Origin of the sequence: Halomonas sp. XH26 (assembly GCF_024138895.1) — a bacterium.
Classification (GTDB): domain Bacteria; phylum Pseudomonadota; class Gammaproteobacteria; order Pseudomonadales; family Halomonadaceae; genus Vreelandella; species Vreelandella alkaliphila.
In genome coordinates, this window is record NZ_CP071889.1 from 1439144 (window position 1) to 1456434 (window position 17291).

General features: G+C 55.4%; 13 protein-coding genes. 5 read left to right on the plus strand and 8 right to left on the minus strand.

Annotated features, from left to right (window positions below; translation table 11 throughout):
• Nucleotides 1-61: 61 nt before the first annotated feature.
• Nucleotides 62-793 (plus strand): GntR family transcriptional regulator, encoded by a 732-nt coding sequence (locus J4377_RS06630; RefSeq protein WP_038483199.1) that lies wholly within the window; start codon nt 62-64, stop codon nt 791-793.
• A gap of 140 nt (nt 794-933) precedes the next feature.
• Here the strand turns inward: J4377_RS06630 and aceF are convergent, their stop codons facing one another.
• The 3 genes from aceF to uraD all read right to left on the minus strand — a co-directional run bounded on the left by aceF (nt 934) and on the right by uraD (nt 6029).
• A complete protein-coding gene (aceF, locus tag J4377_RS06635; RefSeq protein WP_253487497.1) occupies nt 934-2661 on the minus strand; it encodes a dihydrolipoyllysine-residue acetyltransferase in 1728 nt (575 codons plus the stop codon).
• Between the two features lie 58 nt (nt 2662-2719).
• A complete protein-coding gene (aceE, locus tag J4377_RS06640) occupies nt 2720-5392 on the minus strand; it encodes a pyruvate dehydrogenase (acetyl-transferring), homodimeric type (protein ID WP_125751270.1) in 2673 nt (890 codons plus the stop codon).
• A gap of 103 nt (nt 5393-5495) precedes the next feature.
• The gene (gene uraD, locus J4377_RS06645; protein ID WP_095604307.1) at nt 5496-6029 is read right to left on the minus strand and encodes a 2-oxo-4-hydroxy-4-carboxy-5-ureidoimidazoline decarboxylase; all 534 of its coding nucleotides are present in this window, start codon (nt 6027-6029) and stop codon (nt 5496-5498) included.
• 231 nt (nt 6030-6260) lie between these two features.
• On the opposite strand from uraD, the gene J4377_RS06650 reads away from it, so the two are divergent.
• Nucleotides 6261-7127: a hypothetical protein gene (locus tag J4377_RS06650; RefSeq protein WP_095604306.1), complete on the plus strand. Its 867-nt coding sequence runs from the start codon at nt 6261-6263 to the stop codon at nt 7125-7127.
• A gap of 157 nt (nt 7128-7284) precedes the next feature.
• Here J4377_RS06650 and J4377_RS06655 read toward each other — a convergent pair whose 3' ends face one another.
• On the minus strand, nt 7285-7767 hold the full coding sequence (locus J4377_RS06655; protein ID WP_038483211.1) for an HPP family protein: 483 nt from the start codon (nt 7765-7767) through the stop codon (nt 7285-7287).
• Nucleotides 7768-7889: 122 nt separating this feature from the next.
• Between J4377_RS06655 and J4377_RS06660 the strand changes: the two genes are divergently transcribed.
• From J4377_RS06660 to J4377_RS06670, 3 genes are all read left to right on the plus strand, one after another.
• Nucleotides 7890-8468, plus strand: coding sequence for a TetR/AcrR family transcriptional regulator (locus tag J4377_RS06660; protein ID WP_253487499.1), 579 nt, complete (start codon nt 7890-7892; stop codon nt 8466-8468).
• Between the two features lie 88 nt (nt 8469-8556).
• Nucleotides 8557-9000 (plus strand): HAD family phosphatase, encoded by a 444-nt coding sequence (locus J4377_RS06665; RefSeq protein ID WP_301271695.1) that lies wholly within the window; start codon nt 8557-8559, stop codon nt 8998-9000.
• 129 nt (nt 9001-9129) lie between these two features.
• A complete protein-coding gene (locus J4377_RS06670; protein WP_198349898.1) occupies nt 9130-9525 on the plus strand; it encodes a GFA family protein in 396 nt (131 codons plus the stop codon).
• 126 nt (nt 9526-9651) lie between these two features.
• Here J4377_RS06670 and pgi read toward each other — a convergent pair whose 3' ends face one another.
• From pgi to ptsP, 4 genes are all read right to left on the minus strand, one after another.
• Nucleotides 9652-11316, minus strand: coding sequence for a glucose-6-phosphate isomerase (gene pgi / locus J4377_RS06675; RefSeq protein ID WP_038483223.1), 1665 nt, complete (start codon nt 11314-11316; stop codon nt 9652-9654).
• A gap of 249 nt (nt 11317-11565) precedes the next feature.
• The gene (locus J4377_RS06680) at nt 11566-13302 is read right to left on the minus strand and encodes a PTS fructose-like transporter subunit IIB (RefSeq protein ID WP_253487503.1); all 1737 of its coding nucleotides are present in this window, start codon (nt 13300-13302) and stop codon (nt 11566-11568) included.
• Nucleotides 13299-14270: a 1-phosphofructokinase gene (pfkB, locus tag J4377_RS06685; protein WP_253487505.1), complete on the minus strand. Its 972-nt coding sequence runs from the start codon at nt 14268-14270 to the stop codon at nt 13299-13301. The genes J4377_RS06680 and pfkB overlap by 4 nt, the downstream gene beginning before the upstream one ends.
• The gene (gene ptsP, locus J4377_RS06690; RefSeq protein WP_253487507.1) at nt 14270-17137 is read right to left on the minus strand and encodes a phosphoenolpyruvate--protein phosphotransferase; all 2868 of its coding nucleotides are present in this window, start codon (nt 17135-17137) and stop codon (nt 14270-14272) included. Before ptsP ends, pfkB begins: the two co-directional genes overlap by 1 nt.
• Between the last annotated feature and the right edge of the window lie 154 nt (nt 17138-17291).

Here is a 17291-nt window from a genome sequence, read left to right on the forward strand (position 1 = left end):
GAGTGGTTGTCCGAGGGGTAAACATGATAAGTTTCGTCGAGGTTCATTAGAGAGTTAGGCCATGACCCTCGGCTGGCATAAGAAAGGTTTTACCAAAACGAAAGAAGGTCGCGTTAGCGATCAAGATATTGTTGAACACATCCGGTCTGCGGTACTGATGCAGCGACTGGCGCCAAATACAAAACTGCCTGAAGTCACCATCGGCGATGTATTTGGCGTCAGCCGTTCAGTGGTGCGTAAAGCGTTAACACGGCTTGATGCTGAACATGTTATCGACCAACGGCCGAACCAGGTTGCCCGCGTCAGAGCGCCTTCGATTGACGAAACGCGAGAGACGTTTTCCGCGCGTAGGTTAGTGGAAGGTGAGATTGTCTCACTGTTGGCGGGTAAGCTGGATGTGGCGACTTACAAGGCGTTAGAGAAGCAGGTCGCCCTTGAAAAGCAGGCGTTTGAAAACGGTGACGAACCGTCACGCATCGAACACTCCCTCAACATTCATCATCTCCTTGCGCAGCATGCCCCTAATCGTATCTTGGGTGCGATGTTGACCGATCTCGTCTTGAGAACGTCAATTGTCATCGCTCTCTATAAGCGTCCGGGCTTGTCTTCTTGCTACTTGGAAGGCGATCATGCGAACTTGCTTGGGCACTTGGCGAGTGGTGATGCGCAGGCGGCTAAGCAGGCGATATACACGCACCTTAATAGCTTAGAGTCTTTGCTGGTGCTGTCGTCTCAAGAGCCAGAAAACGACGACTTGATGACTATTCTAGGCGGTAAATCTGTTAGGGCGTGATTCGCTAGCACTAGGTTTTCGTTAGCCCCGGGTTTTCGCTAACCATCGCTTTTCGCTAACTATAGATTTCAATGCTTCAAACTGATGTCTCAAAAAAGCGGCGCCCTATTGGGCGCCGCTTGTGGCTTACTGTGAGACGATTACAGCAGTAATCGGCGAATATCCGTCAACACATCGGCCAGGAAGGCCGTAAAGCGGGCGGCATCCGCACCGTTAATCGCCCGGTGATCGTAGGAGAGCGATAGCGGCATCATTAAGCGCGGTTGGAAGGCACTGCCATCCCATACCGGTTTCATCTGCGCTTTCGATACCCCCAGGATCGCCACTTCCGGCGCATTAACGATCGGTGTGAACGCGGTTCCACCAATCGAGCCAAGGCTCGAAATGGTGAAGCAGCCACCGGTCATCTCATCACGCTTAAGCTTCTTGGTTTGCGCTTTCTTGCCTAGCTCCGCCATCTCCTTCGCTATCTCGATCAAGGATTTCTTATCGGCGTTGCGCACTACCGGCACCATCAGACCGTCCGGCGTATCCACGGCAATCCCAATATGCACGTAGTTTTTCCATACCAGCGTTTCGCCATCGCCTTTCAGGCTAACGTTGAACTGGGGGAATTTACGCAGGGCAAAGGCACAGGCTTTGACCATAAACGGCAACGGTGTCAGCTTAGCGCCCTGGGCTTCAGCCTCGGCTTTCATGGCTTTACGGAAGCTTTCAAGCTCGGTAATGTCGGCTTCGTCGAACTGCGTCACGTGAGGCACATTGAGCCAGCTGCGGTGCAGATTGGTCGCGCCCATTTTCAGCAGGCGGCCCATCGGCTTCTCTTCTACGTCACCAAACTGACTGAAGTCGACTTCAGGTATCGCGGGAATGCCAGCACCACCACTCGCCGCAGGGGCAGCCGCTGTTTGTGCTTCACCTTGGTTGGCAATGGCCTGTTTCACGTAGGCCTGCACATCCTCTTTCAGCACCCGGTCTTTCGGGCCACTAGGCTTAACAAGACCGAGGTCTACGCCAAGTTCACGTGCCATCATGCGTGCTGCTGGACCTGCGTGCACCAGCTTACTATCCCTCGGTTGGTAAGCAGCGATTTGTGCTTCCGGACTCGGGGTGCCTTCAAGAGAAGGCGCTTGTTTTACTGGTGCTTCAGCGACAGGTTTTTCAACGGCAGACTCTTCAACAGCCGCTGCTTCCGGCGCGCTGCTGGTTTGGCTAGCGGCTTGCGCTTGCGGCGCGTCTTCGCTGTCGTCACTACCCTCGCCAGCGATTTCCATCTGGCCGATCACGTCGCCTTCCGAGACGGTGTCGCCTTCCTTAACCGTTAGCGCAACGATCTTGCCGCCGTGCGGGCTGGGCACGTCCATGGAGGCTTTATCCGACTCCAGGGTGATCAGGGTATCTTCGGCGTTGACCTCATCACCGGCGCTAACCGCGACTTCGATGATTTCAACGCTGTCTGAACCGCCCAGGTCAGGCACCTTGATGTCAACGGTCTGCTTGCCGCCACCGGCTTTCTTCGCTGCCGGTGCGGGGGCTGCTTCCTGCGTCGGTTTGTCTTGTTTCGCTGGCGCGTCTTTGGGCTGGCTGTCAGACGCGGGGGCTGACGTCTCTTCGCCACCGTCTGTGCCGCCTTCAACCTCCAGCTCAACGATGTCGTCGCCTTCGGAGACAGTATCGCCTTCTTTGACCAGCACTTTGAGCACCTTGCCGCCTTTCGGGGCCGGGACGTCCATGCTGGCTTTGTCAGATTCCAGGGTGATTAGGGTGTCTTCCGCTTCAATGACGTCGCCTTCTGACACCGCAATCTCGATGATTTCGACATCGGTATCGCCACCGATATCGGGAACTTTGATGATTTCGCTACTCAAGGTCGCGCTCCTTCCAAATCGGATCGAGCCGGCGGGCATCTGCCCGCCGGGCAGCGGTTTAGCTGGTCAGCGGGTTCGGCTTGTTGGCGTCAATGCCATACTTCTTCAGCGCCTCGCCGACGTGCTTACGATCAAGCTCACCGCGGTCTGCCAGCGCACGTAGCGCCGCCACGGTGACGAAGTAGCGGTCTACTTCAAAGAAGTAGCGCAGCTTCTCGCGGGTGTCGGAACGGCCAAAGCCGTCCGTGCCCAGCACGGTGTACTCGCTGGGTACCCAGGCACGCACCTGGTCGGCGTAGAGCTTCATGTAGTCGGTGGAGGCAATCACCGGGCCGTCACGGCCTTCCAGGCACTTCGTCACGTGGGGCTTGTTGGCCTCAGCGTCCGGGTTCAGGAAGCCTTCACGCTCCAGCAGCAGCGCTTCGCGGCGCAGCTCGTTAAAGCTGGTCACACTCCAGATATCCGCACCAATGCCCCAGTCGTTGGCCAACAGCTCGGCAGCCGCTTCGACTTCGCGCAGGATGGTGCCGGAGCCCAGCAGTTGCACGCGGCCTTTATCGCCCTGGGTTTCGTTGAGCAGGTACATGCCTTTGACGATATCGTCGGTAGGCACGTTCTCAAGCGCGGGGTGCTCGTAGTTTTCGTTCATCACCGTCAGGTAGTAGAAGCAGTTCTCTTTGTCGGAGAACATGCGCTTCAGACCATCCTGGAGGATGACCGCCACTTCGTGGGCGTAGGTCGGGTCGTAGCTGCGGCAGTTGGGGATGGTGGAGGCTTGAATCAAGCTGTGGCCATCCTGGTGCTGCAGACCTTCACCATTGAGCGTGGTACGCCCGGCGGTGCCGCCGACCATAAAGCCGCGGGCTTGCAGGTCACCCGCGGCCCAGGCCAAGTCACCAATGCGCTGGAAGCCGAACATCGAGTAGTAGACGTAGAACGGCAGCAGGGTAACGTTGTTGTTGCTGTAGGACGTCGCGGCGGCAATCCACGCAGACATCGCGCCAGCCTCACTAATCCCTTCTTCGAGAATCTGGCCTTTCTGATCCTCGCGGTAGAACATGATCTGGCCTTTATCGACCGGCTCATACTTCTGACCTTCCGAGGTGTAGATGCCGAGCTGACGGAACATGCCTTCCATGCCGAAGGTACGCGCTTCGTCAGGAATAATCGGGACAACATGTTTGCCGAGCTTCTTATCCTTCACCAGACCGTTCAGCACGCGCACGAAGGCCATGGTGGTGGAGACTTCGCGCCCTTTGGAACCGACCATTTGCGAGGCAAAGGTTTTGTCTTCCAGGCTGGGGATCTCCAGCGCCTCAAAATCACTGCGACGGCTCGGCAGGTAGCCGTTTAAGCGTTCCCGCTGCAGGTGCATGTATTTCAGCTCGGGAGAGTCTTCTTCCGGCTTGTAATAGGGCACATCTTTAAGCTGCTCGTCGGTGAGCGGAATACCGAAGCGGTCGCGGAATTTACGCAACGCTTCGTACTCCATGCTCTTGACCTGGTGGGACTCGTTGGCGGCTTCGCCATCGCCGCTGCCCATGCCGTAGCCTTTGACGGTGTGCGCCAGAATGACCGTGGGCTTACCGTTGGTCTGGTTGACCGCTTCGTGGTAGGCCGCGTAGACCTTGAACGGATCGTGACCACCGCGGTTGAGCTTCCAGATGTCTTCATCAGACAAGTCGTTGACCATCGCTTCGGTTTCGGGGTACTTACCGAAGAAGTGCTCTCGGGTGTACGAACCGCCGTTGGCCTTGTAGTTCTGGTACTCACCGTCGACCGCTTCATCCATGCGTTTTTGCAGGATGCCTTTCTTGTCCTTCTCGAACAGCGGATCCCAGTGACGCCCCCAGACCACCTTGATGACGTTCCAGCCGGCACCACGGAACACGCCTTCGAACTCATCCATGACGCGGGAGTTGCCGCGCACCGGACCATCCAAGCGCTGCAGGTTGCAGTTGATAACGAAGATCAGGTTATCGAGGTTTTCACGCCCCGCCAGAGAGATCGCGCCCAGTGACTCCGGCTCATCACACTCGCCGTCGCCCATAAAGCACCAGATCTTACGGTCGTACATGTCTTTCAGCTCACGGTGATGCAGGTACTTCATCACGTGGGCTTGATAGATGGCCTGAATCGGGCCAAGGCCCATGGACACCGTGGGGAACTGCCAGTAGTCCGGCATCAGCCACGGGTGCGGGTAGGAAGAGAGGCCATCGCCGTCGACTTCGCGACGGAATTTGTCCATCTGCTCTTCTGATAAACGGCCTTCCAAGTAGGAACGCGCGTAAATACCCGGGGCAACGTGGCCCTGGATGTAAATCAGGTCGCCTTCAAAATCGCCTTTGGGGGCGCGGAAGAAGTGGTTAAAGCCGACATCGTACAGCGTGGCCGACGACATAAAGCTGGCAATGTGGCCGCCCAGCCCGGGGTTGGCGCGGTTATTACGGATGACCTGGGCAATGGCGTTGTAACGAATCAACGACCGAATGCGGCGCTCCATAAACAGATCGCCGGGCATCGGTGCTTCGCGATGCACAGGGATCGTATTCCGGTGCGGGGTTGTCACCGAGAAGGGTACCTTCATCCCGTCCCGGCGCAGGCGATCCGCCAAGCGGGTCATCAGGTAGCGGGCACGATCTTCGCCCTCACGATCCAGTACTGATTCCAGGGATTCCAGCCACTCCGTGGTTTCGAGCGGATCGAGATCTTCTCTTGTCTCCAGACTCATAGAGGTCTCTCCGAATGACGATAAAAGGTAAGCCTCACAGCCTGAAGGGCCGAGCACCACAGGTCAGGCTGAAAGGAAAATACAAGCGCTAAGCGCGTGAGAATTACGCTGACTCGGCCGCACGCATGTGAAGGCGGAAGCGCGCTATCTGGATGATTTGCTCAATAGCGGTTTGACGCTCGGTAGCGGCGTCGTTTTCAAGACGCTTTTCGAACGCATAAAGGATGGCGTGTCGATCAAGCCCTTTAACAGCAATCACAAAGGGGAAGCCGAACGTATCTTGATAGGCCTGATTCAGGCGTTGAAAGCGCTCAAACTCTTCGGTTGAACACTGATCTAGCCCCGCACCTGCCTGCTCACGAGTGGAATCCTGGGTTAGCTCACCCGCCAGCGCTGCTTTCCCGGCAAGGTCTGGGTGGGCGCGAATGACAGCAATTTGCTGATCAATATCAGCACGCTTAAGCACATTGCCCATGCAGTCAGCTAGCACATCCGGGTCATCGTGTTGGTCGGTAAATCCCTGTTTCCAGGCGCTTTCGGCTACCCAGGGTGAATGTTCAAAAACGTCCCCGTAATGCTCAAGAAAGGCGTCTAAGCCAAGGCGGCTGGGGCGAGCTGCTTCTAAAATACGCGACATTGTATTCTCCATTTGTATTTGTTTATCTGTTTTATTGTATACAATAAATATTGCTAAATGTACTCTAAGAAGTGCCGTTTCCGCAAAAAAATCGCTATCGCATCCGCGAAAAGCGGACATGACGGCGTTAGGAAGGTCCTTATAGAAAGGTCTTTATAGGATAGGAGGGCCTTTACAGAGGGGCTCTTAGAAAGATGTCTAAAAACAAAATCAAACAACAAAGGGTTTTGCATGTTGAAGAGCAAACGAGCAGTGGCAACGTATCTGGCGATAGGCGCTTCTCTTGGCGCTATCTCGGTAAGTGCCCAGGCAGCGACATGGAGCGATACGTTCGTGGGTTATCGCTATGGAACGCAGTTTACCGAGCCGAATAACCCAGAGAACATAGAGAAGCATATTCTCCAGTTCACCCATGTTAGTGGTTACTCACTGGGCCAAAACTTTTTAAATCTGGACGTGCTTCAGTCCAGCAGCCAAGACCCCGCCAATAACAGTGATTCAGGGGCGACTGAAGCCTATTTAGCATATCGGCATCAACTCCATGGGGGCGGAGTGTTCAATGAGCCCATCGCTTTCGGGCCCGTCAAAGACATGGCGCTGACATTTGGGTTTGACCTAAACACCAAAAATACTGGCTTTGCACCACGTAAACGTCAGCTAGTAGTGGGGCCAACGTTTAAATTTGATGTGCCGAGAGGCTTTGTGGATCTAAGTCTCTTCTATAGCCGTGAATGGAACCACTGCGGCTTGCCACCTTGTGGGCTGCCAGAAAATCAGAACAGCATTTCGTTTGATCCCTATTACCAAATTAACTTGGCCTGGGGGCTGCCGTTTGAAGCGGCGGCGTTACCGCTAAAATTCCAAGGGTTCTATAACTACAACAGCGAAAAAGGAGATGATTACTTTGGGGAAGCGACCGAGCCTGAGCAGTTAATGCGCACCTCGCTGATGCTAGACGTCGGGCAAGTTGCATGGGGGGCGGAAAACTCCTTATGGATGGGCGTCGGTTATGAGTATTGGCGCAACAAATTCGGAAACCACAGCCAACCGGGTGTCGATACCGATGCCATGACCTTTAATCTGGAGTGGCACTTCTAAAGCCTGCCATCGCTGCTGACATAACCGATCCCCCTTGGCTCGCAAGTGCCAAGGGGGATTTTTTATGTCTAGGTGCTTTTATGTCTCAGATGCTGTTATGTCGAATCCGAGCTTGCATGGCCTGGACATTGGTTTTGTGCTGTTAACATCTGCTCAACTAAAACCATTGCTTGGGGTACGGTTGCCCTGAAACAAACCGGTGATACACGTATCCGAATCCCACAATTAAAAGGGCTCCAGACGCTACGGGAGTGATCAAAAAATGCCAGTGTTCTCCCGCTAGCATAATCAGTAGGGGGTTAGCACCTGCAGGCGGGTGGATGGTGTGGGTAAGCATCATAGCGACTATCGATAAACCGACTGCCAAGCCCAGCGTCCATTCATGCACGCCAAAGAAATGAGCCACCATCAGTCCTAACGCCGCCGTTATTAAGTGACCCGCAATCACGTTGCGTGGTTGGGCTAATGGGCTGGCGGGTAATCCAAACAGTATCACCATGGTGGCGCCAAAGGGGGCCATTAGCCATAACGCGTCACTGTGTGAACTTAGAAAGCTGAGTGCTGTGATGCATCCAGTCGCTCCAATGCCAGCGAGCAGGGCTGCTTTCTGTTGAGCAGGTAAATACAGGGAAATTCTCATGGATGCATCCTTGGGCGAAAGAGTTGAGACAAGGGAGACCGATCTGTCTCCTCTGGCTATGGTAGACAGATCGGTCTCTGCGGGTCAATATGTTATTCGTAAAGTGAAAGTGAGGTTGTGCTGTGGAAAGAAGAGAGCAGTTAGTTTCGGTCGCCTTTGGGCTGTTTTACCGCTACGGGGTGCATGCCATTGGTATCAACCGGATCATCGCTGAATCAGGCGTGGCAAAAAAAACGCTATACCATCATTTTGCCAGCAAAGAAGCTCTGGTCGCTGCAACGGTTGACTATCGTGACCGGCAATTCTCTTCCTGGATCGAAGGGCGCACCCAGGGCGCACCTGATGGGCAAAGCGCAATTTTTGCTTTGTTCGATGCGTTAGATGATTGGTTTAATGAGAGAGAAACGCTAATTTATCCTTTCCATGGGTGTTATTTCATCAATGTCAGTGCTGAATTCAGTGACTCAAATCATCCCGTGCATCAACAGTGCGCTAGCCATAAAAGAGCCATGCTTGGCTTAATAAATCGGTATATGTCACAAATATTCGTTGATGAAAAAACGGTGAATACGTTGTCGGAAGCGGTAGCTACTTTAAAAGAAGGGGCGACTGTTCAGGCCCACGTGATGGGGGATTTAGCAGCTGCCGTAAAAGCCAAAGCAATCGCTGAGGAGTTGCTGAGGACAAGATTGGAGTCTTAGTGTTTTCGTTTTTTTCAGGGCAGTGAGTGAATAGCTTACTCGTAAGCACCCTTGTGGTTTCCGACTAACGCGTGCCAATGCCGTGGATATGGTGCAGAGGTTTGGGATTGATGTGTCCCTTGATCAACTTATAGAAGCAAAGAACGCCGCGACGCAGGACTACCTTGCTAGCCAGGCATTCCCGCTAATGCCTGGCGTACGAGAGGCTATTGCTTACTTCCACAGTAAAGGTTTGAAGCTGGCAGTGGTGACAGGCGCTAGTGCAAATGGTGTTCAAAAAACGCTGCAGGCCAATGGGTTTGAAGAGAAGTTCTCTACGATTGTTTCTAACGATGATGTCCGAAACAGCAAGCCCGTACCTGAATGCTATCTTCTGGCTCTTCAACGGCTTGGCGTTGCTGCGGATGAATGTCTCGCCATTGAAGATACACAACATGGTCTTGAAGCCGCCTTTCGAGCTGGCATAAGCTGCTTGGCACTACCCACAGAAATGTCTAAACAGCAAAACTTTCATTCAGCGACAGCGGCTTAATGGCATGGCTGAAGCCGTTGAGTATATTCGCCATGTCTATGGCCTAGGGAGCAGCTCTGCTCCTCTCTATTGCCGATAATGGTTGAGGGTGCTAATTGTTATTGGTATCCGTTGTTAAAGGAGTTTGCGATGAAAGGCACATGTCTTTGCGGTTCCATCGAAGTGACTGCGCCTAACCACGAGCAGGTCAGTGTTTGTCATTGCTCACTATGTCGGCGTTGGTCGGGTGGGCCTATGTTCGCCGTGCATTGCGGTGGCCCGGTAGAGTTCTCTGGTGCTGAGCCTGCCGCTTACCGCTCATCTGATTGGGCAGAGCGGGGCTTCTGTGCAACCTGCGGGACGCATCTGTTCTATCACCTGCTACCCAGCAATGAGTATATTCTCCCAGCAGGCCTGTTCCAGGATCAGTCATTCCAACTCACCAGCGAGATATTTATTGATGAGAAGCCCGATTATTACGAGTTTAACAACCAAACAGAGAAAATGACTGGACAGCAGGTCTTCGAGCAATTTGCGCCGGATTAATTTAGGCGGCTTGGGATTTGTGATTGCCTTCAACCAGTGTCGATACTGGCATCAAAGATCAAACCAAAAACGCCTTGGCTGAAAAGCCAAGGCGTTTCTTTATCTAACGTTTATCCAACTCTCCGCTTAACGCTTCTTCCTTGCCTGTTTCTTATCAGCGCTGGCTGGCGCGCTTTGCTTTGCGCTGCTGTCGCCGGGAAAGTGGGCGCGTACCAGCTCCAACAAGCCTTGTGTTGAGGTGTCGAAGTCGGCGGCGTTAGTGTCGATGCGCTCACTGATTTCACCGGCAATGCGTTTGCCAAGCTGCACGCCCCACTGATCAAACGAGTTGATATTCCAGATAACGCCTTGCACAAACACTTTGTGCTCGTAGAGGGCAATCAGCGCGCCTAGGTTTTTTGGCGTTAGCTCGTCCAACAAAAGGGTGCTGGAAGGCCGGTTGCCGGGGCAACTGTAGGGGTCATGCTGGCTAAGCTCTTTGCTGTCCCCTTGGCTGCCTTCCATAAAGGCGTTGGCCTGGGCGAGCATATTGGTCAGCAAGGCGAAGTGGTGGTCTTCCACGCCGGGCTCGGGTTTCAGCGAGGCAATAAAATCAATCGGCACGTAGCGGGTGCCCTGGTGTAGTAGCTGGAAGAAAGCGTGCTGACCGTTAGAGCCTGTTTGCCCCCAGACAATTGGGCCGGTTTTGTAGTTAACCGGGTGGCCAAAAATATCGACTGATTTGCCATTAGACTCCATATCCAGCTGTTGCAGAAACGAAGGTAGTTGGTTCAGGGCTTGATCGTAGGGCACGATGGCCTGGGTTTCGGCGCCAATAAAGTTGATGTACCAGATACCAATCAGCGCCATCAGTACTGGCATATTCTGCGCGAAGGGCGCTTCGATAAAGTGGCGGTCCATCTCATGAGCGCCTTCCAGCAGCTCGATAAAGCCTTCAAAACCAACCGAAAGCGCAATCGGCAGCCCGATAGATGACCACATGGAGTAGCGACCGCCCACCCAGGCCCAAAACTCGAACACGTTCTCTTCACGAATACCAAACTCCATCGCCGCTTTGCGGTTAGTGGAAGCGGCAATAAAGTGGGCGCCTACGTCGGCATCTTCACCGGCATTTTCCACGAACCAGCGCCGTGCGGTTTTGGCGTTAAGCAGGGTTTCCTGGGTAGAGAAGGTTTTGGTGGAAACGATAAACAGCGTGGTCGCCGGGTCTAGTCGTGAAAGCACCTTCTGAATGTGGGTGCCATCGACGTTGGAGACGAAGTGGAAGTGCAGTTCCGGGTGGCGGTATTTGAGTAGCGCGCGTACGGCCATGTTGGGGCCAAGGTCTGAGCCACCAATGCCAATATTGACCACGTCTTTGATGCGTTGACCGTTATAGCCTTTCCACTCACCGCTTCTAACCGCTTCTGAGAACTGCTTGATTTGTTCCCGGGTGCGATTGATTTCCGGCATCACGTCGTTGCCGTCTACATGCACCGGTTCATCGCTTAAATTGCGCAGTGCGGTGTGGAGTACCGGGCGATTTTCGGTGACATTGATAATATCGCCAGAGAACATCTGCGCTCGGCGTTGAACCAGGGCAGAGTGGTCGGCCAATTCAAGCAGCTTGGCGAGTACCTCATCAGAGACGTGATGCTTGGAGTAATCCAGGAACAGGCCGCCCACCCGTAGGCTCATTTTTTCAAAGCGCTGCGGGTCATTGGTGAAGTAATCACGAATGCGGTCGTTGGCGGTTTTGTCGCGCAGGCGTTCAAGTGCCTGCCAAGTAACGCTGCGGGTGAGTTGAAACATAGAAGGCGGTCCTGTTGTTTTAGATCATTATTAAGTGACGAGCGCTATGTTGCTGGCTCGTGCCTTGTACTATTTATGGGTCTATTTAGGTAAAAATACTACATAAAACCCCAGTTTAAGCAACTATTAAGCGATTGGAGGTTAAAAAATTAGTAATAAACCGTTGTTGGGGTGGAGTTGAGAAGGGATATGCGTAGCAAAAAAGGCGCTGAGCAGGTAGCCGCCTGCCCAGCACTGAAGTTAAAGCGTTTAGCTGGTAACGGCGACGTGAGCGGCGCCGCGTTTGATAAAGGCATAGCCTAAACCGGTTACCAGCGAGCCGATGATAATCGCGCCAAGGTAGAGTAGTGCAGGAGTGATGGCGTTGGGAATGAGCAGGACAAAGATACCACCGTGAGGTGCCATTAGTTTCGCGCCTACCAGCATGGAAAGCGCACCGGTGATCGCACCGCCCACCATGCACGCGGGGATAACCCGCAACGGGTCTTTCGCCGCAAAGGGAATGGCCCCTTCACTGATAAAGCACATGCCCAGTACAAATGATGCCTTGCCTGCTTCGCGCTCTGGTGCAGAGAACTTACTGCGTGCAACGAAACTGGCAATGCCCATACCAATTGCTGGCACCATGCCTGCCGCCATAATGGCTGCCATTGGGCCGTAGGTTTCCGAAGCTAACAGGCCCACGCCAAAGGTATAAGCTGCTTTATTGACGGGGCCGCCCAAATCGAAGCACATCATTGCGCCCAATAGAATGCCCAGCAGCACCGCGTTAGTAGAGCCCATAGAGGCCAGGAAGCTGGTCAGCGCATTCAGCAATGCAGCGACAGGTTCGCCAATCACATAGATCATCGTCAGGCCGGTGACTAGGCTGGCCACCAGCGGGATAATCAGAATAGGCTTGAGCGATTCAACGCTGGAGGGCAGCTTAACGTAGCGGGTAACCGCTAGGGCCACGTAGCCTGCCAGGAAGCCTGCCAAAATGCCGCCGATAAACCCGGAGCCAATGTCAGCCGCCAACATCCCGCCAATCATACCTGGAGCAATACCGGGGCGGTCGGCGATGGAGTAGGCAATGTAACCCGCCAGTACTGGAATCATTAGCGCGAAGGCGGTGCCGCCGCCAATTTGCATAAGCGCAGCGGCCAGCGTGCCTTCCTGTTCAAAGGCTTCAATGCCGAAGACAAACGAGAGCGCAATCAGCAAACCGCCTGCTACTACCATAGGCAGCATGAACGACACGCCAGTGAGTAGGTGCTTGTAAACGCCTTTCTCTTTAACGCTCTTATTGGCGTTGCCCGAACCGCTGTTGGCGTTTTCTACGCTAGCATCAACAAGGGCGGCTTCCAGCGTGGGACGTGGCTTTTTTAGTGCATTGCCGGTTGAGGTGCGGTAGATACGCTTGCCTGCAAACCGCGCTGGGTCAACGTCGATATCGCAGGCCAGTACGACCACGTCGGCGTCGGCGATCTCTTGTTCGGTTAAATGATCCTGAGCACCCACTGAGCCTTGGGTTTCCACGCGAATGGCATGTCCCATGGCTTTGCCTGCTTCGGCTAGCGCTTCAGCGGCCATAAAGGTATGGGCAACACCAGTGGGGCAAGCAGTCACTGCCACAATCTTCTTGCCTCCCGTGTTGCTCACCGGAGTCGCGGCGGCTGTAGGGGTTGCAGGAGCAGTGTAAATCGGTGCTTCACGCTTGGCTTGAGTTAAAAAGGCGCTGGGGTCGGGCAGGGCACTGGCAATCGGCGCCTGGAAAAGCCGCTTGCCTTCAAAACGTTCTGGGGCAGGAACGTGATCGGCGGCCACCACAATTAAATCGGCATTAGCAATTTGCTCGGCGGTGGCAGCCTGCAGCGGCGCAATCTCGCCGTGCATTTCCACATGGGCGCTCCAGCCCATCCGTGTGGCCGCTTGTTCAAGGCGCTTGGCGGCCAGAAAGGTGGTCGCCATGCCGCTGGGGCAGGCGGTAATTAGAATCAGGTTCATCGCGTGGCTCCCTCGGTGATGGTGTCGTCAAGACGCCGTACCAAAGTCTGTTGTTGGAGTAAGTCAAAGTCGTCGGCGTGGGGGGTGCCCACGCCGACGTGGCGAACCGCTTCGGCAGAGAGTGCCGTTGCGAAGCGAAGGGTGTCTTGTGGGGCGAAGTCGCTGAGCAGCCCATGGAGCATGCCAGCCACAAAGGTATCGCCCGCACAAACGGTATTGGTGGCGTTTACGCTAGGTGGGGTAGATTGCCAAGTGCCCTGTGAGCTAACCCATAAAACGCCCTCTGAGCCTGCGGAAATCAGCGCGTGCTCGATTCCGCTGGCGTGCAGTCGCTCGGCGGCGAGCTGGCGCTGTTGATTTGAATTTAGCGCGCTGCCAGCCCAGTCAGCGAGTTCCGTTTCGTTAGGTTTTACAGCCGCAGGCTGAGCAGCAATGGCGGTTAGCAGTGCCGGGCCACTGGTGTCTATCCAAAGTGGTACGCCATAGCTTTTTAGGATGGTTATTAGTTCAGCAAACAGCGGCTGATCAATACCCGGTGGAAGGCTACCGGCAACGACGACCGCTTGGGGCGGAGCGAGGCGCTGAAACAAATCGTCTAGGGTAGTTCGTAAGGCATCTAGATGGGCGGCCTCAATCGGCATGCCGGGGCCGTTAATATCAGTGACGCGGCCACTCTGTTCCGCCAGCTTGGCGTTAATGCGCGTGCTTCCGGGTACTCGTACAAAGGCATCTTCCACGCCGTAGTGGGGGAATGCCAAGCTGAACGGGGCGTCGTTATCCTGGCCGAGAAAGCCGCTAACAATCACTTGATGGCCTAAGCTGGCCAGCACGCGTGCTACGTTAACGCCTTTGCCCGCGGCTTCTAACTGGGCGCTGTGGGGGCGGTTCACATGGCCAAGTGTCAGCGTTTCAAGGTTGAATGCTAAATCCAGCGCGGGGTTGAGTGTAATGCACACTACCTGGGCCATTAGCGGGCCTCCAGGGCGTCACGCACCTCATCGCTGGTGGCTTTGCTTAGCGCTAGCTGGGCAGTGGCTTTTGCATCGGCAAGATCAAATTCACGCAGGCGAGCTTTGACTAGCGGAATTTGTCGCGCACTGACGGAAAGCTCATCAACGCCTAACCCTACCAGTACTGGTACGGCCATGGCGTCCGAGGCAAGCTCGCCGCATACGCCGACCCATTTACCGTGGGCATGGGCGGCATCGACGGTCATTTGAATCAAACGCAGCACGGCTGGGTGTAAGCCATCGGCCTGGGCAGAAAGCTCTGGGTGGCCGCGGTCGATGGCCAGGGTGTACTGAGTTAAATCGTTAGTACCAACGGAGAAGAAGTCCACCTCGGCCGCCAGCGTAGGTGCTAGCAGTGCGCTGGAGGGCACTTCGATCATCACGCCCAGTTGCACATCAGTGGCGCGCTGCTGTGGTGGGATTTCGCTAAGCAGGCGGTCATAGATGACTTTGGCGGCGCGGAATTCAGCGACATCCTTAACCATCGGCAGCATGATGCGTAGCGGACGGCCGACAGCTGCCATCAGCAGCGCGCGGATTTGTGTTTCCAGCACTTCCGGCTCGGTCAGCGCTAAGCGAATGCCGCGTAGGCCAAGGAAAGGATTGTCTTCCTGGGGAACCGGCCAGTAGGGCAGCGGCTTGTCGCCACCCACATCCAAAGTACGCGCGACCAGCGGACGGCCATCCAAGGCATCGGTGGCTTCGCGGTACTCGGCAATCTGGGTGGCTAGGTCCGGTGCGCTTGAGTAGGCCATAAACAGGAACTCGGTGCGCAGCAGGCCAACGCCTTCAGCACCGCGTTCAACCGCATCGGCGGCGTGGGCGGTGTTACCAAGGTTAGCTGCCACTTCTACCCGATGCCCATCACGGGTTTGGGCTTGCTCAAAACGCAGCTCCCAGGCATCGGCTTCGCGCTGTTGCTGGTCGAGAAGCTGTTGTTCCGCGCGCTGCAGGCGCTCTTCGGAAGGCTGGGAGGTAACCCGCCCACGTTCACCGTCCAGAATCATCATGCTGCCGTTATGCAACGCCATGACGGCTTCACCAGCACCCACGACAGCTGGAATACCCAGCGCACGAGCCAGAATAGCACTGTGCGCGGTGGCGCCGCCGCGCACGGTCAGCAGGCCGCGTACCCGTGAGGTATCCAGGCGGGCAACGTCGGAAGGGCCGATGTCATCCATCACCAGAATATACGGGTGGTCAGGTGGCTCGGGCAGTTGGACATCGCACAATACCCCCAGTACGCGGCGGCCTACGTCGCGCAGGTCAGCGGCGCGCTCGGCCAATAGGCGGTCGGCGAGCATTTCCTGGGCGTGGGCGGCGGTTTCAATAGCATTCCACCAACCGGCTTCTGCTGAACGACCTTCACGAATCGCATCAATCGCAGCGTGATGCAGCTCGGGGTCGTCGAGCATCTCTTCGTGCATTGAGAGAATATCGGCCACTTCGCCGCCAGGGGCGTTGTGCACCAGTGCCTGTAGTTGAGCGGCGCCTTCTTTGAGTGCCACTTTCAGGCGACTAATTTCATGTTCGGGATCGCTGGCGTGTTCAGCATAGTCGAACTGCATCGGGCGAATCACAAACACCGGCGCAATGGCTAAGCCCGGCGAGGCGGCAACGCCGGTGTGGGGCGCATCAGCGGCTAACGGCTCAACGGGCTTGCTTGTGTTAGTAACCGACTTGGTATCAAAACCGCCGTCGAACGGCGTTACTTTCTCACCTAAACCGGCTTCAACGGCGGCGGCTACTGTGCCTAGCGCAGCACTTGCCTGGTCACCTTCGGCAGAAAGGATAAGCCACTGACCACGCCGTGCTCCCAAGCCAATCACTTTGGTCAGGCTGGCGGCAGAAACCGTGGAGGCACTGCCTTCTTCAAGGCGTACGTTAATCGGCATTGATTGCGCGCGGGCGACCTGTACCAGCTGTTTTGCTGGGCGGGCGTGCAGGCCATGGGGGTTCAAGACGCGCACGCGACGAGTCTGAGTGCTGGCGGTTTCGCCCGCCAGCGTGGCCAGCAGCTGTGCGCTGCTTTTGCCCACCAAGCTGTCACTTTCGCCGTTCTCCAACATGGCTAATAGCTGTTCCAGCAGTGGGCGGTGGGCATCGCCACTGGCCGCTAAACAGAACAGCGCGTGGACAGGATGGCCGCTATGCTCAAGTTTAGGATCAGCTGGCGTGGCAACGCCTAGTGCGGGTTGTGTCACCCCTTGCGCTTGGCTTGCCAACCAAAATCCTTTGCCCAGCCATTGAGGGGAAGCACTGGCGATGGCGCTAATAAAAGCGTTATCAACACAGCCACTTTGGCGCAGCCGTGCGGCAGCGGCCAAGGCGAGTTCTTGAGGGTCGCGAGCAGGGAAATTAACGCACAGCGTATCGGCATCCAGGCGTGGCTCAAGCGCTGGTTTGGAAAGTAAACGCGCTACCTCGACAGCCGAGCTAGCGCTGGCGAGCTGGTTGGCGACGCCTTCGCGGTCTAAGACGTGGGTTAATTGACGCAGGATGTCTAAATGTTCGTCATTTTGCGCGGCTATCGTCACCAGTACATAGACCGTCTGGCCGTCATGCCACTGAACGCCTTTGGGGAACTGCAGCACCCTCACGCCGGTATGTTTTACGTGCTGACGGCTTTCCGGCGTGCCGTGTGGAATGGCAATCGCGTTACCAAGATAGGTTGACGACTGCGCTTCACGGGCATGGAGGCCATCACGGTACTCGGCCTCAACTAAGCCCGCATCCGTTAGCGCCTTGGCGGCGATGTCGAGTGCAGCTTGCCAGTCGTCCGCATGGCGGTCGAGCAAGATGTCATCTGGGCCGAGAGTTAACATAGGGTTCTCCTGTAAACGCTGTCAGCCAAGGGTAATGTCTGCAGCGTGATCATGCTTAAACGTTGGTCGTAGAGCGTTGAGCTTCGCTGGATGAATCGTGTCATCTGTGGTTAGTTGGCTATGCTGAATCGATTCACTTAAAGACACAAGGGTT

Coding starts and splice junctions, on each gene's coding strand:
- J4377_RS06630 (WP_038483199.1), top strand. CDS start 62: ATGACCCTCGGCTGGCATAAGAAAGGTTTTACCAAAACGAAAGAAGGT.
- aceE (WP_125751270.1), bottom strand. CDS start 5,392: ATGAGTCTGGAGACAAGAGAAGATCTCGATCCGCTCGAAACCACGGAG.
- uraD (WP_095604307.1), bottom strand. CDS start 6,029: ATGTCGCGTATTTTAGAAGCAGCTCGCCCCAGCCGCCTTGGCTTAGAC.
- J4377_RS06650 (WP_095604306.1), top strand. CDS start 6,261: ATGTTGAAGAGCAAACGAGCAGTGGCAACGTATCTGGCGATAGGCGCT.
- J4377_RS06655 (WP_038483211.1), bottom strand. CDS start 7,767: ATGAGAATTTCCCTGTATTTACCTGCTCAACAGAAAGCAGCCCTGCTC.
- J4377_RS06665 (WP_301271695.1), top strand. CDS start 8,557: ATGGTGCAGAGGTTTGGGATTGATGTGTCCCTTGATCAACTTATAGAA.
- J4377_RS06670 (WP_198349898.1), top strand. CDS start 9,130: ATGAAAGGCACATGTCTTTGCGGTTCCATCGAAGTGACTGCGCCTAAC.
- pgi (WP_038483223.1), bottom strand. CDS start 11,316: ATGTTTCAACTCACCCGCAGCGTTACTTGGCAGGCACTTGAACGCCTG.
- J4377_RS06680 (WP_253487503.1), bottom strand. CDS start 13,302: ATGAACCTGATTCTAATTACCGCCTGCCCCAGCGGCATGGCGACCACC.
- pfkB (WP_253487505.1), bottom strand. CDS start 14,270: ATGGCCCAGGTAGTGTGCATTACACTCAACCCCGCGCTGGATTTAGCA.
- ptsP (WP_253487507.1), bottom strand. CDS start 17,137: ATGTTAACTCTCGGCCCAGATGACATCTTGCTCGACCGCCATGCGGAC.